The following is a 16360-nucleotide window of genomic DNA, read 5'->3' as shown; positions in this document are numbered from 1 at the left end:
AAACGCACGATGGAGGATCTGTTAAAAGCTGTGATGGGCCGGGAAGACGAGCATTATTTCGAGGTGGCCACGCATGCGCCGGGACCATCCGGCAAGCTGCCACTTACACCGGAGCTGCTGCTTAACGCACCGAGCGGCGACCTATTCGGTTGGAGCCAGAATGTCGGCATGGGTTGGCGGGCGGACCGATTGCAGGGCAGGGAGGTGCTCATTCTGGGCACGCTTGGCGGTATCCGTGGCGAGGACGGCACGCCGGTCGCGCTCGGCTTTCATACCGGACATTGGGAGATCGGCCTGTTGATGAAGGCGGCTGCTGAAGAGATCGCCGGGGCGGGAGGTATCCCGTTCGCCGCCCATGTCAGCGATCCGTGCGACGGCCGCTCGCAGGGCACGACAGGGATGTTCGATTCGCTGCCGTATCGCAATGACGCGGCTATGGTAATGCGGCGGCTAATCCGCTCACTGCCTACGAGAGCTGCCGTTATAGGCGTCGCAACGTGCGACAAGGGGCTGCCGGCCATGATGCTGGCGCTTGCCGGCATGAAGAAGCTTCCCGGCGTTATCGTGCCGGGCGGCGTTACGCTGCCGCCGACGAATGGAGAGGACGCCGGGAAAATCCAGACGATCGGCGCCCGTTACGCGAACGGCGAGCTTTCGCTGGAAGAGGCTGCGGATCTCGGCTGCCGAGCCTGCGCGACGCCGGGCGGCGGCTGTCAGTTCCTCGGCACGGCGGGAACCGCGCAGGTGGTGGCGGAGGCATTGGGTTTGACCGTGCCGCATGCCGCGCTGGCCCCGTCTGGCCAGCCGGTCTGGACGGCGATGGCGCGCCAATCCGCCCGGGCAGCCATGGCGCTGGCAAGCCGTGGCCTGACACTTGGCGACCTGCTGACGGACGCGTCCATCCGAAACGCAATGGCGGTTCATGCGGCCTTCGGCGGCTCCACCAACCTATTGCTGCACATCCCAGCGATCGCGCATGCGGCGGGACTCGCGGTGCCGAACGCCGGGGACTGGGCGGAGGTTAACCGGAGCGTTCCGCGGCTCGTCAGCGTGCTGCCGAACGGACCCGTACCGCATCCGACAGTTCGCGTGTTTCTGGCCGGCGGCGTGCCTGAGGTCATGCTGCATCTTCGACGCCTCGGCGTTCTGGATGTAAGCGTGCTCACTGCGGCAGGCGTCACGCTTGACGAGACGCTGAACTGGTGGGAGACTTCCGAGAGGCGTCGGCGCATGCGCGCTTATCTCGCTGAGCGGGAAGGCATCGACCCGGACACGGTCATCTACAGCCCGGACCGGGCGCGGATTGCAGGCCTGACACCAACCGTCACGTTCCCTGCCGGCAATATCGCGCCGGAAGGATCGGTGATCAAGTCGACGGCGATTGAACCTTCGGTTCTGGATGCGGAAGGTGTATTCCGACATGTAGGCCGGGTCAAAGTGTTCACGACCGAACGCGACGCGATCCGTGCGATTAAGACCGGCGGCATCGCAGCAGGCGACATTCTGGCGTTGATCGGACGCGGCCCGTCGGGCACCGGGATGGAGGAGACGTACCAACTGACGTCCGCGCTGAAGCATTTGACCTTCGGCCGGCAGGTATCGCTTCTGACCGATGCCCGATTCTCCGGCGTGTCGACCGGCGCTTGCATCGGCCATATTGGGCCGGAGGCGCTAGCCGGGGGTCCCGTCGGACTGCTTCGAGACGGCGATTGGGTGGACATCCGTATCGACACTCGCAAGCTGGAGGGCTCGATCCATATGGTTGGCTGCGGCCCGCAGCCCGAAACGCCGGAAGCCGGCTCGGCTGTTCTCGCTGCGAGAGCGCCTCATCCCGGATTGTCGGAGGACCCCGGGCTCCCGGACGATACCCGTCTGTGGGCCGCGCTGCAATCAGCCAGCGGCGGAACCTGGCAGGGCTGCGTCTACGACACGAATCGTATCATCCGGACTCTTGAAGCGGGCATGCGCGCGCTAGCGGCGGAAGGTGCCGGCAAATAGTCCGAAAAACGAATACGAAACGGCCCAATTTCACTATTCGGCTGACGGGCACCAATGGACGGCGATCGGGCCCGAACTGGAGGCCGGGCGGATGTCCGACGAGAATGCGGAGGCGAAGCGCGGCGAATTTTTGCTCGACCAAGGCTTCACCGGAGCGTTCGTCGGCGTGTGCGTCCAGGATTTAAGCGGTGCCCGAAAGCATGCGGATTTCGATTATTTTGTTTACCGTGAGATGGAAGAATAACCGCATTAAAGATTTGTGATTCCCTATGATCGGTATGCAAGCGACAACGGACGGAGCCCGACCCTTTCTAAAAGGTCGGGTATTTGCCGTGGCGAAGGAACTTCGTATAATGACGAATATTCGAAATGGCAGTATTTTTGGTAAGCGCTTGCAATTAGTAAACGCGGGTTAACAAAGTAAAAAGATGAAAATTGTTAGGCGCAATTGTGGAACATTATAATGAAAGCGTAGCCATTATAAACGGCATATCACAAATATTGAAATGGGGGATTCGGAAATGAAACAAAATAAACGAAAAAACTCCTATACCAAAGGAATGACGCTGCTGCTAGCGGCGGTCATGCTGACTTCGGCATGCAGCGCCAATACCGGAGGGAACAACAATGGGTCGGCAGAGCAAAATATGACTGACACCGGCGATGGATCGGCTGTTGGAAACGAGACGGCCGCGGAGCCGCTTGGAAAGTTTGATCCCCCTATTGAAGTGACGACCGTCCGAAGCCTGAGCGATGTCGTCGAGAACAACGTGCTTGGCGTGTTGAAGGACGAAACGCTGGAAGACAACAGATGGTCCCGCATCTACGAGGAGCAGCTCGGCATCAAAATCAAATACAAATGGGTCGTCAAAGGCTCGGACACCTCGGATCAATATTTGCAGAAGATGAACGTTACGCTCGCATCCGGGGATCTGCCCGACATTATTCCGGTCAATGCGATCCAGCTGAAGCAGCTTACGGATTCGGATCAGATCGAGGACATGACACAATTATATGAGAAATATGCATCTCCGCTGCTGAAGGATATTTTATCGCAGGAAGGGACTAGCCCTTTTGACGCTGCGACTTACGACGGCACGCTGATGGCCATTCCGCAGGTGGATCCGTCGATCGAACGTTCCATGTTTATCTGGGTACGCACGGATTGGCTGGAGAAGCTCGGGCTCCAGCCTCCGAAGACGATGGATGATGTACTGGCGATTTCAAAAGCATTCACCGAGAACGATCCGGATGGCAACGGAAAGAAGGACACGTACGGTCTCGGCATGACCAAAGGTCTCTGGGGAGGAGCTATGGGCCTCGAAGGTTTTATGGCCGGCTTTAAAGCATATCCGAATATTTGGGTTGAGAACGAATCCGGACAGCTTGAGTTTGGCAGCATTCAGCCTGAGGTGAAAAAAGCTCTGCAAGTACTGCAGGACATGGTGAAGCAGGGACAGCTCGACAAGGAGTTCGGAACGAAGGACGGCGGCAAGGTGGCCGAGCAGATTTCGGCGGGGAAAATCGGGATGGAGTATGGCGAGCAATGGAACTCCATCTGGCCGCTCCAGCTGAGCAAGGATAACGACAAAAACGCGAAATGGCGGGCGTTCCCGATCGTATCGGAGACGAGTGAAACGCCGAAGGTGCCGCTGAAGTTCAGTACCACGAAATTTTTCGCGGTCAGAAAAGGCGCCGAAAATCCGGAAGCGATAATCAAGCTCTTCAATATGCACGTGGAGAAAAACTGGGGTGAAACGGCTGAATTTGATAAGTATTATGCGCCGAAGGAAGCTGAAAGCGTATGGCAATTGTCACCGGTAACCCCGGCTCCGCCCAAGAAAAATCTCGAGGCGTTCCGTCAGATCGACGCGGCCCGCAAAGCCGGCGATATGTCGACGCTTAAGGGCGAAGCCAAGACGATTCAGGAGAAGATCGATCTTTACAATTCCGGCGCTACCGAAGGCTTTGCCGTATGGGGCTGGGAACGTATTTACGGTCCGGAAGGCTCGATGGGAATTACCGATCAGTACGACAAGAACAAGTTGTTCCTCCTTGACAAATTTGTAGGCGCGCCTACGGCAACAATGGTCGAGCGTAAAACGACGCTGGAGAAAATGCAAAACGAGGTGTTCATAAAAATTATCCTTGGCCAACCGATCGAGGAGTTCGACAAGTTCGTCGCAGATTGGAAGAAGCTTGGCGGCGATCAAATCACGCAGGAAGTCAATGATTGGTACGCATCCAATAAGTAGAGGCTAACAGGGGGAGTGCGCATTCATGGCGGCGCTCCCCTACATGTTTGCCCATGCATCGGAGGGAAATACAATGAAGAGCGCAAGGACGAGGAGAGAGCTACCTTTTCACTTGATGATTTTACCGGGTTTGCTGTTAATCGTGATTTTTTCATATATTCCAATGGCTGGGATCACGATCGCTTTCCAAAAATTCATTCCCGCCAGAGGGCTTTTCGGTGAGCAGAAATGGGTGGGGTGGGAGAACTTCAGCTATGTTTTGGAGCTGCCGAGCTTTGGACAGGTGCTTTGGAACACGCTTTACATTTCCAGCTTTAAGCTAGTGCTCGGTCTGTTTGTACCGATCATCTTCGCAATTCTGTTAAATGAGCTGAAGAATGAGAAGATTAAGAGGTCGATCCAAACGACGATTTATCTACCTTATTTTTTGTCATGGGTTGTGCTTGGCGGTATTCTGATCGATCTGTTGTCCCCCTCGGGCGGCATTGTTAACGCATTGCTGAAGTCTTTTTCCATCGAGCCCATCTTTTTTTTGGGGGACAACAAGTGGTTTCCGGCTACTCTGATCGTCTCAGATATTTGGAAAAGCTTCGGTTACGGAACTATTGTATATTTGGCGGCTATTACCGGCATCGATCCGGGCTTGTATGAGGCTGCGACGATCGACGGCGCGAATCGCTGGAAGAAAGCATGGTATATTACGCTGCCCGGCATGCGAATGGTCATCGTGCTGTTGTCGGTGCTTAGTCTCGGTCAGTTATTGAATGCGGGATTTGATCAGGTGTTCAACTTGTACAGCCCTCAAGTATATGAGAGCGGCGATATACTGGATACGTTTGTGTACCGGATCGGACTTCTCGATGCGCAATACGGCGTGGCTACTGCTGTCGGATTTTTCAAATCAATCGTATCTCTCATCCTGATATCGGGCTCGTATTTCCTTGCTTACCGGTTCGCCAAATACAGAATTTTTTAGGAGGTTCCACCATGTCAGGTAACTCTGCCAAATCGGATTCATCCATCATGTACCGTTCACCGAAAACCGGCAAGCGCTTCGACTGGTTCGCTGTCGTGAACGCTGTATTTCTGATAGCGGTTGCTCTCCTGTGCGTGCTCCCGCTTCTTCATATTATCGCCTTATCGTTCAGTTCCAACGCCGCAGCATCAGCAGGTTATGTGAAGCTTTGGCCGGTGGATTTCACTTTGGCTTCCTATGAATTTACGGCAGGAAGGGAAGGCTTCTGGCGATCTATGCTGATCTCTCTGGAGCGAATCGCCATTGGTACCCCGCTGAATCTTTTGCTTACGATTCTGGTTGCCTATCCGTTATCCAAAGAGACGCAGCATTTCCGTTACCGGCTCGTGTATGCCTGGATTTTCTTCGTGACCATGCTGTTCAACGGCGGCCTTATCCCGTGGTACGTTACGATTAAACAACTGGGTCTGCTGGATTCCATCTGGGCTCTGGTTCTACCCGGTGCGGTTCCGGTGTTCAGCATCGTGCTGTTGCTTAATTTTTTCCGTGAGGTGCCCAAAGAGCTGGAGGAGTCCGCTATTATCGACGGAGCGGGACAATGGACGACTTTATGGCGAATCTATGTACCGATTTCCAAGCCGGCGATTGCCACGCTTGCGCTGTTCTCGATGGTGGAGCACTGGAACAGCTGGTTCGACGGTCTCATATTGATGGGGGACCCTATTCGTTATCCGCTGCAGAGCTACATTCAAACGATTGTCATCCAGATGAATTTTGGTTCGATGTCGCGCGAAGATTTGATGAATCTGGCTCTTATTTCGGACAGAACGTTAAAAGCGTCACAAATTTTTCTCGGATCACTCCCGATTATCGCCGCTTACCCTTTCTTGCAAAAATACTTTGTCAAGGGGATCGTGCTTGGAAGCGTAAAAGGATAGCGCAGCAGGTACCGGGGAAGGGTGGTTTATACTAGAGGAAAAGATCTGGGGGAAACTGTTTTGGTTAGACGTCCCGAATTCTCATTACGAAATACGATCTTCATCCGGTTGATCGTCACCTTTCTGCTGATCATGGTGCCTGTCGCGCTGCTCGGCATTTATATTTATCACTGGGGCATCCGAACCGCGAGCGAAGACATCTCGAAGACGGCCGTCTCCCAAATCTCGTTCTATCTGAACGATCTGGAGAATGAAATTGAGCGAATGAAGCTCCTTCAGTACAGCTTTGTGGAAGACGCCGATCTGAACAATCTTGCTATCATTTGGGAATCGATGGGCGACATTGAACGGATGGAAAGCATCAATTCGGTACTAGGACGTGCCATTACAATGCAGAACAGCAGTGACTACATCTTGGATGTCAACGTTCATATTCGGGCGATCGGCAAAACCATTTCGGCCATTTACGGCGTAAAAGATTTTGACGAAAAGCGTTATGAAGCTATGCGCGCGCTGTTAGGTAAGCAAACCCAATTGACGGATTGGGAGGGTCATCTTCTCCTTATTGCAGCCAAGCCTGCCGGAACGATAGAAAGAGAGCCGCTCTTCATCGTTGAAATCGGGCTAGACAATCTGAAACTCCAGGAAGCGCTGCAGCAATTCAATGTGTATCCGGATAGCTCTGCCGTCCTTATCACCGGCCATGCCGGATTAGTTCTCGTAAGCGGACAAGGAGTCGGCCGGACAAAGGACGTGGAAGAGCAGCTTAAGAATGAACTCTCGAAGATAGCTGACGGCAATTCCGAATCGCTTGAGCTTGAAGGTCGCTCCTATTTCGTTTCCCATGCCTACTCCAGTCATCTTGACATGTCCATTTACCGGTTTATCCCCGAGCTGATCGTAAGAAGGCCGCTGGACAAATTTTATATTTGGGCTTGGCTTTTCGCGTTTGTCTCGCTCATCATCATTATGGTTTATGCCTTATCGACATACAAGTTTATCCACAAACCTCTGCTTAAGCTGGTTAAAGGATTCCGCCGTCTGGAAAGCGGGGATCTGGAGTTGGCCATCGCGCATGATGCAAACGATGAGTTTCGTTATATCTATGCTCGTTTCAATCAGATGGTGGCCAATTTGCGGACGCTTATCGATCAAGTGTACAAACAGAAAATTTTGGCGCAGCGGTCGGAATTGAAGCAGCTTCAATCGCAGATTAATCCGCACTTTCTGTACAACAGCTTCTTTATAATAAACACGATGGCCAAAAGAGGGGACAATGAGCGGATCGAACAGTTCTCGGTTCAGCTCGGCGAGTACTTCCAGTTTGTGACCCGTAATGCATCGGATGAGGTGACGTTGAAGCAAGAGATTCATCATGCAAAGATGTATACCGAAATTCAAAAGCTGCGGTTTTCACGACGAATTCAGGTCCGGTTCGACGATTTGCCTGCAGCGTTTGAGGAGATATTGATTCCTCGGCTTATTGTGCAACCCATTATTGAGAACGCGTTCGAACATAGTCTCGAAAAAATGGCGCGAAATGGCTTCATTTCGGTTCAATTTGAACGCTTCGAAGATTGGGCATGCATTATCGTGGAAGACAACGGGAACAGCTTGAGCAACGAGGAGCTTGAGCGAATTTCCCTTGCAATAGCATATCAGGATGACAAGTCTGAAACGACAGGAATGGTGAATATTCATCGCCGGCTTGTCATCACTTTCGGCGAGGGGAGCGGGCTGTACATAACTCGAGGAGAGCTTGGAGGAATCCGGGTAACGATCCGAGTACCGCTGGGGGAGGGTTAACCAATTGTATAAACTGCTCGTTGTGGACGATGAAGAGATTATAACGGATGGATTAGCCGAAATTTTGAGCGATCTGCGCATACCGGGACTGGACATTTACAAAGCTTATTCCGGGAGCGAAGCGTTGGAGTGGTTAAATGACACCCGGATCGACATTGTTCTCTCAGATATAAGAATGCCTGAAATCGGCGGATTAGAGCTGATGGAGATCATTCGCCGGAACTGGCCGAGATGCCGGATTATTTTCTTGACGGGCTATAATGATTTTGAATCCATTTACAAAGCGATTCAGGCAAGTGGCGTGCGATATTTGCTGAAGACGGAAGGCAATGCCAAAGTGATTGCCGAGGTGCGTGATGTTTTACGGGAGCTGGACGGAGAGCTGCAGAAGGATCATCTTCTGCAGCAGGCGACGGAACAGCGAAACACGCTAGAGACACTGGCGCATGGCGATTATTTCCGCCATCTGCTGTTCGGTACCGAAGGAGGCATGTCGACAGTTAGAGCGGAAGACTTCCGGAAGCTGGATATTCTGCTTGATCCTCACAAACCGGTCCTGCTGGTTCTAGGCAGTTTGATTCGGGCAAGGTCACTGCCATCGTTTACCGAGAGACAGGAAGCGGCGTTAGCCGTCAAGCTTCTTGGAGACGGCTATCTCAGAGAAAAAACACGATCCGTAGGACTGATTGACAGATATGGCGACCTGCTTTGGTTGATCCAGCCGGAAGACAATACTCCGCCGGCCGAATCGGCTCAGACGTATGAAACAATCGTGCGGTTTCTTGAAGGTACATTAGAGCATATCCAAGCCGTCTGCTGCGACTCCCTCCAATTAGAATCGTCTTTTACTGTCTGCAGGACGCTTATCGACTGGGAAGCTTTACCGGATGCCTATGAGAGAATCAGGCAATTGCAGTACAACCGGGCTGGTGACGGCGCAAACATGGTGATGACCGTACAAATCGAAGAGAACGGACCGGCCGGGCAGACGAAAGAGCGAGTGCGCAGCGAGAAGTTCGAACAGCTTGCCGGTCATTTGGAAGGCGGGCGGAAGGATGCTTTCATGGAACTCCTGCAAGAACTTTTTATGCCCATCGACACCGGACGGCTGGCGGAAGGCGCCCAAGCTGCGGAGTTATATTATTCTTTGGCCTTGGTGCTTATATCCTACATTAACCGCAGACAGCTTCATGAACAAGTTCCGACAGCGGCATTGCTGCGCTTTGATGCGCATTGCTCGTGGCAGGAAGGCTTTGATTACCTCTCCAGGACAGCAGAGCTGCTATTCACGCTTAGACGAAACGTCGAGAACAGCAGGGCTGCTGAAGCCATGGCAGCAGTCTGCCATTATATTGATAAGCATATCGCTGAAGAGCTTTCGCTTGTTCGATTGGCTAAGTGCGTCCATTTTAATCCGTCTTATCTATCCCGCCTTTTTAAACAGGAGAAAGGTCTGAACGTGTCGGAATACATTGAAGACGCAAGAATCGGGAAAGCGAAGGAGCTGTTTGCATCAGAAGTGCTGAAGATCCAGGAGATCGGGACTCGGGTCGGCTATGATTCGCCGCAATCCTTTACTCGTTTCTTTAAGAAAGCAACCGGAATGACCCCTCAAGAATACAGGGACACTGCTAGGGACGAACATTAGCCGTATTTTATTGAATATCCCGCGCTAAATTTTTTAGCTGCTTACGATATAATCAGCAGTACGTATAGCGATGGCGACGGTGGAAAGGGTCAGGTTGGCGGCTCTTATGGAAGGCAATACGCTGTTATCGGCTGCATAGAGCGGAAATGCCAAGAATTTGCCCATATATTGTAGCATAATCGCCTCAATAACTGTACATGCAGTTATACATATGTACAGCTGTATATACAGTTTATTGTTATAAAGGTTAAAAAATCTTGCACCTATATACTGCGTTACATGAGATATGATTCGGGGCAGGCGTCATGAAGACACCTGCCCCGTTCTATTACACCTTGATCAACTGCCACTTCTGAGCAGACGACCCGTTGCTTGAGTAGATTTGCACGTTCGTACCGTCGGCGGTTCCTCCGCCCGCGACATCCAACGCTTTGCCGCTGTTCGAAGCCTTCAGCTTGAATGTGCCGTCGTTATTCAGCGTGATGATCCACTTCTGATTGGCGTTGCCGAAGTTTTGCCATATTTGAACGTTGGCGCCGTCTCCAGAACCGGCGGCGTCAAGCGCTTTGCCGCTGGCTGACGAGGTGAGTGTGTACGTGCCGTCTGTATTCGACGTTATCGTCCATTTTTGGTTGTTAGTTCCAAGCCAAGACCAGATTTGAACGTTGGAGCCGTCTGAGGTGCCGGCCGCATCAAGCGACTTGCCACTACCTGTGTTGACCAGCCGATAGACGGAACCGCTTGTTACTTGCGACCACCAGTATACATTTTGATAATAGGCGATGCCTCCGAAAGCGTTTAATCCGAAATAACCGCTGGAGAAAGCGGTGTCGTTCACATCGATGGACGGCGACGTTGCATGGTCAAAGTAAACTTTAATATTCGTGCCGCCCGCGACAATCTTGACATGGTAGGTTCTGCCCGGCTGAATAAAGGCCGGAAAGCTTGCCAGCATCTGGCTAGGGCTAAAGCTTCCGTTCAGCTTGTAGAATAACCGGATCATACGGAAATTCGGGTCCACGTTGAGGTAATATCCGCTTGAACCATCCGAGTTTGAGCGGAAGAGCAGGGAGCCGGCTCCGCCCGAGGAGTCAATACGAATATCCGCTTCAAACGTGAAGTTGTCTGCCGAAACCGTAGAGATGTAGTTCGTATCTTGATCAAAAGTGCCCGCAATGCCATCCGCAGAGTTATACCAGCGTCCCGTATCAGGCTCTGCCAAGCCGGTCAGGTTCGTGTTAAAAGCGCCTCCAACTTCGACGACGGTTTGTCCGATTATTCCACCGGACTGCGTCGTAGCCGTAATGACCGCCCGGCCGAGCGCAACCCCCGTTACGTTTGCGCTTCTGGAATCCACTGCGGACACGGTAGCAATTGCCGTGTTGCTGGAGCTCCATATGACGTTTTTATTGGTTGCGCTCTGCGGCAGAACGGCGACATACAGCTGCTCGGTCGCTCCCGGCGTCAGAAACATGCGCGTACGGTCCATGACAACCTTCTGTGGAGTCGTGCCGGAGGATGGCTCGTTTCGCCACGTGTTTGCGAGCGGATACACTTGAAGCGAAACGACCTTCACATTTCCGCCGTTCGTGTAGAAGGTGAGTCCGTCTCTTGCATCGCCTGGCAAGATGACATTGGAGAACACGACTTTTCCGTCGTTCCCGAACACCTCGATCGAGGACTGGTCGACGAAAATATGCATCTTGATCCTGTTGTTCACTGGCGCAACCGTTGCCTCTTGCCAGCCTGAGAAGTAGGTGGTGAAATCATCCATTCCGGCATCGGTCCGGTTAACGAACATCTGGCTCAGTCCAGGCTTGTAGCCGACATACGTCTTCTGATCGCCCAGCTCGCGAAGCCGGAAGCCGAATTCCGTCGAGACGTCGGTTGACGGAATTTCGAACTCGCCGACGATTTCATAGGCTGTGTCCGAGAAATTCGCCAATATATTTGACGTCGAAGGGGTGACGGTCGTATTGCTGATGGAAGCTGCCGTTCCGCGCAGCGCCTGAAGCTCGGACACCGGCGTTTGCACGAGCCGGACGCCTTCGCCGGCATAGTTCTTCAGCGTAAGAACGCGCGGGATGGACAATTGTCCTTTCCACGGGCGAGTCGGGTAGCTGAAAGGGTAGTCCCAGTTCGTCATCCAACCGAGCTGAATGCGCCGTCCGTCCGCATCGGGTATGTCTGCGAACGACATAGCGGCGTACATATCCTTGCCCCGCTCGCTGCGAAGAACCGTTGACGCGGCATTGTCGCTGGTGAACGTCGTTCCGTCAAAGCCGCCAACAAAATATTCCGAAGCCGAGCCGTCCGTCGCCCGGACCGCTCCTGTGCTGATCGTCAGCACCCATTTCTTGTTCGCCGGATTGCCGTCCACGGGGAGCTGGAAGAAATCCGGGCATTCCCAAATTCCGCTGTGCAGGTAATCGCCGTAGCCGAAGGAGCTGGCATACGTCCAGTCGAGCAGGTTCGTCGACGTATAGAACCGGATATGATCAGCGCCGGAGACGACCATGACCCACTTGGAATGGTCTTCATCCCACATCACCTTCGGGTCGCGGAAATCCCAGCTGCCGTTTACGCCTCCCGGATTTTCGATAATGGCGCCGCTGCCGTAGAGAGACCACGTGCGTCCTTTGTCCGTGCTGTAGGCGAGGCCGATTTTCTGATTGCCCTTCGTTTTGTCTGGATTGAACGAGGTGTAGTAGGCGAGCAGCCCCGAACCTCCGCCAAACAGACCGGTGACGTCATCCTCATCGGCGATCGCCGAGCCGGACCATGCATGTCCCATGTCATTCCAAGGAATCGCAATCGGGAGGTTTTTCCAATTAGTCAAATCCGTGCTGACCGCATGCGCCCACTTGCCACCTTCTTGATGGAACAAATGGTATTCCCCATCATAATAGACCAGCCCGTTCGGATCGGCGACCGCGTATCGCGGCGATGTGAAATGGTATTGCGGACGAAAAGGCTCGTTGTACCATTCGCTTTCTTCCGTGACGTACACGTTCTGGAAATAGGCGGTGCCATTGTAGGCGTTCATCCCGATTTTGCCGCTTGAATAGCTGGTATTGGTCACCGAGATTACCGGTGTGGCATAGCCGTCAAGGTAAATCTTGATGCTGGAGCCGACGGCGTTAACCTCCAGATGATATGACTTGCCCGCATCGATCGTACGGCTTGCCGATGCAATCGTGCTTCCCCCGTTAGCGTTGAACAGGCGCACCTGGTCGAGGTTCGGGTCGAGATTCACAACGTAGCCGGAGGTGCCCTGCGCGTTCCCCCTGAAGACGAGTGCGGCGGTACCGAGAGGGGTTACAGCATCTACCTTCAGATCGCCCTCCAGCACGAAATCGGACGAGGTGTTCTCCGCCATGCGGAACGTATTGGCTGTACCGGCACTGACGGCTTTGACTCCACCCAGTTGCGGCGCCCAGGCTCCGCCCGTGTCGGTCCAGCCGTACAGGTTCGTGTTTAGATCGCTGATGCGGATATTTTGGAACACAGCGCTGCCGTTGTAGACGGCGAGACCGAGATGGCCGGAGATGTAGCTGGAGTCCGTCACCGAGATGGCCGGCGTGTAGCCAGTCGAGATCTGCGAGCCTGCTTGCTGAATATATACTTTGATAGAGCTGCCATCTGCTTTAATTCTAAGCTGGTATACTTTCCCTGTATCGATTGTGACGGTTTGGGTTGCCAACGTCACATCGCCGTTCGTCTTAAACAAGCGAAGCCGGTCCATATTCGCGTCAATCTGCAGCCCATAGGCCTGTGTGCCGGCCGAGTTGGAGCGGAACAGCATCGTGGCGACGGCATAGCTGCTTTCAATGATCACGTCAGATTCATAAGTGAAGCTGTCCGCGCTTGAGACGGCCATAAAGTAGCCGTTCTGACCGCTTGCCGCCGAAGCCCGCAGGCCGAGCGAGGTCGAAGTCCACGTGCCAGAGGAAGCCATCCAGCCGGTTAAATTCGTTAATACATCGTAAGCGGTTACATTTTGGAAATAGGCTGTTCCGTTAAAAACGTTGTAACCGTAGTTGCCTTTGGCATACTTGGTGTCGCTGACGGAAATCGCAAGCGTGCCGCCCAAATAGACCTTGAGCGCAGGTCCGTCCGCCGTAACCTTCAGATGGTAGGCTGTATTCGTATTCAGCGTTGTACTGTATGGAGTCCCGACGCTCGTGCCAGTCGCCAGATCGAACAGCCGGATCTGGCCCAAATTCGGATCTATGCCCACCGCGTAGCCTTTGCTGCCGTCTTCTGCCGCCCGAAAAACGAGCGAGCCTACACCGTAAGGAGTGGAGGCGTCTACCTTCACATCCGCTTCAAGCGTAAAATTCGTATCGCTTGCCGCATTCGTCATACTAAGCGCATTGGCGCTCGCGGCGCTGATGCCTTTAAGTCCCTCGCCGGTCTGCTCGGACCAGGTTCCCGTAACCGGCACGTAGCCTGGCACGTTTGAATAGAACTCGGCAACGGCAGACGTATGAAGCGCAAGAAGCATTGAGCTGACAATGACCGCAGCCAGAAGCGCGCCTAGTTTGAAGAGTTTATTTCTTCTCATGATTAGACTTCTCCCATCATAGTGTAATTAATTATGTAAGCGTATACAATTTATCGCGTAAAACCTCTTATCCGTCCGATTCTCCTCCTTTCGGATATGCAGAACCAACGCTTTCCGTGCCGATTCTCAAGTGAGCGCTCGCTCTTCTCAGACAGTATATAGGCATCTTGAACAGAAAACTTTCAATATCTTCGGATTTTTTCTTTTAATTTCTACGTTAAAGAATCGTACATAAATCTGCACGGTTCCATCGGCTCGGTCGATGTGAATCGGAAATCAGATGAACCATTGCTATTATTTAAGCAGCGATTCGAGTAAAGGAGCCCGGAACCTGCCATGCGGATTACACTGTAGGGATTGAAACGAGATGGGACGCCGAAATGTAGTGAATGAATTTCACTATAGCCAAAGGCGGATCAGCAAGTTCAGCCTCCTGAATGACGGGGTAGGATTCCGTCTGGCGGCAAAATTGCCAAATATCGTTCAGTATATGATTTTGCCAAGTTCTAATGGAGAAATCGTATTAGAAGCCTATCGTAATACGATTAATATCGAGCAGTCTCCCTACCTTGGGTAAAGGTTATTGAGCAGCAATTAGATTAAAGAAAAAGGGATAAAGAAACGAACCAGCCACCATAATAGGGGCTGGTTCGTTCTATATTGAAACAACCTGACATCAGGTTGTTTTCACAACCTAGCAGAAGTCTAGGATGAGAAATTGGCTGAAGCCATGCGATTTTTTAATCATCGCCCCCGAAAATGTCTAGGTATCCGCTTACGAAGCTTTCACGGAAGATCTGTCGCGCTTAGCTTGACAATCTGTCGATTAAAATTCCAAGCGAATTTATCGAGTCGGCAAACATGGACGGTGCAAGTGATGCCAAACTGGGATGAAGTTGCTATACTACAACCACTACTACCACAGATCATATATGACGTTTATATCGAAACGGCTCCCTTAGATGCCTATAAGCCAAAGGGATTCGGGCTTTACAATCTGTCAGGAAACGTCTGGGAGTGGTGTTTTGATTAGTTTAGTTGGCCGTATCACAGGCTGACGGAAGCTGTGAACCCCCGCTTTACGATACCAATGGGGAAGCGTTCGATGCGGAGCGGCTCCTATCTGTGCCATCGTTCCTATTGCAACCGCTACCGGGTTGCAGAAAGAAGCAGCAATACGCTGGACAGCTCGACGGGGAATATCGGAGTTTGCGTCGTCCGGATAGCGACAATGGATAGATTCCTTCTTTATAACCGGGCCCGCAGATACCTGCGGGCTGTTATGGTAGGGTACCGGGCTCAGGTGAACAACTGGGCCGCGTCCTGCTGGTTCCCGTAGGTCATGAAGTCTGTAGGTGACATCGAGGTGTATTTCTTGAATATCCGGAAAAAGTAAGAGGTGTCATAGTAGCCTAAATAGCTTGAGATATTGGAGATGGACATGTCGGAGTTCAGCAACAGGTTACATGCTTCTATCACGCGCAATTGATGGATGTATTTGATCGGCGATTGTCCGATAACCTCTCGGAATACGGCGATCGTATAGTTCGGGGACCGCTGAATCAATCGTGCCAGATCCTTGATCTCAATCTGTTCGCGGTAGTGGTCAAGCAAATAGTGTTTTATCATATCGGCATATTTCGTTTTGATCGGTGTAACCTCGGGCTTCTCCAGTTCTCTTGCGACGATGCCGATCAGCTCTTGCAGGATGCCGTGGCAAATGAAGGTTCTAAAGTTCTCCCCCTGCCGCAGTTCCTCATACAAGCGTTCAAATCTTCGCTGCACGTACTGAAGCCTCCACAGCTTGAATTGTACAAATTTCTTATCGTGAAGAAAAGGAATGAATGGCATGGAATCAACTTCATAGTTGAAGATGATCGTAAATTTTTGGTGTGGGCCGGAGGGGTGATTTTCTCCGGCGCGACGCGAGCCATGCGGAATAAACATAAAGTCTCCCCGTTCACCGGTATAATCCTCGTTTTCGATCCTGTAAGAAACTTTGCCCTCCGTGACAAGAACAAGCACATTGTAATTGATAACCTCGGAATGCGTACGCCAATTCGGGATGAAATCGTCAAAATGTACAGATTTAATTGTCAGCATAAGCATCACCCGTTTAATGAAAATGGTTGCCTTTATTATAGCATTGATGTTTATCACAATGTAATCGAA

General features: G+C 52.3%; 11 protein-coding genes and 1 pseudogene. 9 read left to right on the top strand and 3 right to left on the bottom strand.

Annotated elements, in window-relative coordinates; genetic code table 11:
* Window positions 1-9: 9 nt before the first annotated feature.
* From MRBLPE1_RS05435 to MRBLPE1_RS05405, 7 genes are all read left to right on the top strand, one after another.
* Entirely contained in the window at window positions 10-1998 is a 1989-nt protein-coding gene (locus MRBLPE1_RS05435; protein ID WP_364142516.1) for a YjhG/YagF family D-xylonate dehydratase, read from the top strand.
* A complete protein-coding gene (locus MRBLPE1_RS05430; RefSeq protein WP_364142514.1) occupies window positions 1985-2242 on the top strand; it encodes a hypothetical protein in 258 nt (85 codons plus the stop codon). The genes MRBLPE1_RS05435 and MRBLPE1_RS05430 overlap by 14 nt, the downstream gene beginning before the upstream one ends.
* A gap of 403 nt (window positions 2243-2645) precedes the next feature.
* A complete protein-coding gene (locus tag MRBLPE1_RS05425) occupies window positions 2646-4253 on the top strand; it encodes an extracellular solute-binding protein (RefSeq protein WP_414698855.1) in 1608 nt (535 codons plus the stop codon).
* A gap of 73 nt (window positions 4254-4326) precedes the next feature.
* Window positions 4327-5229: an ABC transporter permease gene (locus MRBLPE1_RS05420; protein ID WP_364142508.1), complete on the top strand. Its 903-nt coding sequence runs from the start codon at window positions 4327-4329 to the stop codon at window positions 5227-5229.
* A 47-nt stretch (window positions 5230-5276) separates the two neighbouring features.
* Window positions 5277-6167 (top strand): carbohydrate ABC transporter permease, encoded by an 891-nt coding sequence (locus MRBLPE1_RS05415; protein WP_364144517.1) that lies wholly within the window; start codon window positions 5277-5279, stop codon window positions 6165-6167.
* A 60-nt stretch (window positions 6168-6227) separates the two neighbouring features.
* Window positions 6228-7973 carry a sensor histidine kinase gene (locus tag MRBLPE1_RS05410; RefSeq protein ID WP_364142505.1) on the top strand — a complete coding sequence of 582 codons (1746 nt, stop codon included), beginning with the start codon at window positions 6228-6230 and terminating at the stop codon, window positions 7971-7973.
* A gap of 4 nt (window positions 7974-7977) precedes the next feature.
* A complete protein-coding gene (locus tag MRBLPE1_RS05405; RefSeq protein ID WP_364142502.1) occupies window positions 7978-9621 on the top strand; it encodes a response regulator in 1644 nt (547 codons plus the stop codon).
* A gap of 33 nt (window positions 9622-9654) precedes the next feature.
* Here the strand turns inward: MRBLPE1_RS05405 and MRBLPE1_RS05400 are convergent, their stop codons facing one another.
* Both MRBLPE1_RS05400 and MRBLPE1_RS05395 read right to left on the bottom strand, forming a co-directional pair.
* Entirely contained in the window at window positions 9655-9786 is a 132-nt protein-coding gene (locus tag MRBLPE1_RS05400; protein ID WP_364144602.1) for a hypothetical protein, read from the bottom strand.
* Between the two features lie 163 nt (window positions 9787-9949).
* Window positions 9950-14188, bottom strand: a complete 4239-nt coding sequence (locus MRBLPE1_RS05395; RefSeq protein WP_364142499.1) for a GH32 C-terminal domain-containing protein — start codon at window positions 14186-14188, stop codon at window positions 9950-9952.
* 367 nt (window positions 14189-14555) lie between these two features.
* Here MRBLPE1_RS05395 and MRBLPE1_RS05390 point away from each other — a divergent pair, with 367 nt between their 5' ends.
* Complete coding sequence (locus tag MRBLPE1_RS05390) at window positions 14556-14765, top strand: hypothetical protein (protein WP_364142496.1); 210 nt, start codon at window positions 14556-14558, stop codon at window positions 14763-14765.
* 357 nt (window positions 14766-15122) lie between these two features.
* Window positions 15123-15410: pseudogene (locus MRBLPE1_RS05385) on the top strand (formylglycine-generating enzyme family protein); the annotation flags it as partial.
* Window positions 15411-15487: 77 nt separating this feature from the next.
* On the opposite strand, the gene MRBLPE1_RS05380 reads toward MRBLPE1_RS05385, so the two are convergent.
* Window positions 15488-16291 (bottom strand): helix-turn-helix domain-containing protein, encoded by an 804-nt coding sequence (locus tag MRBLPE1_RS05380; protein ID WP_364142493.1) that lies wholly within the window; start codon window positions 16289-16291, stop codon window positions 15488-15490.
* Window positions 16292-16360: the final 69 nt, after the last annotated feature.

Source organism: Paenibacillus sp. LPE1-1-1.1 (assembly GCF_040676435.1).
GTDB lineage: Bacteria > Bacillota > Bacilli > Paenibacillales > Paenibacillaceae > Pristimantibacillus.
Note: the sequence above shows the minus strand (reverse complement) of the source record. Positions and strands in the feature narration are given on the sequence as shown.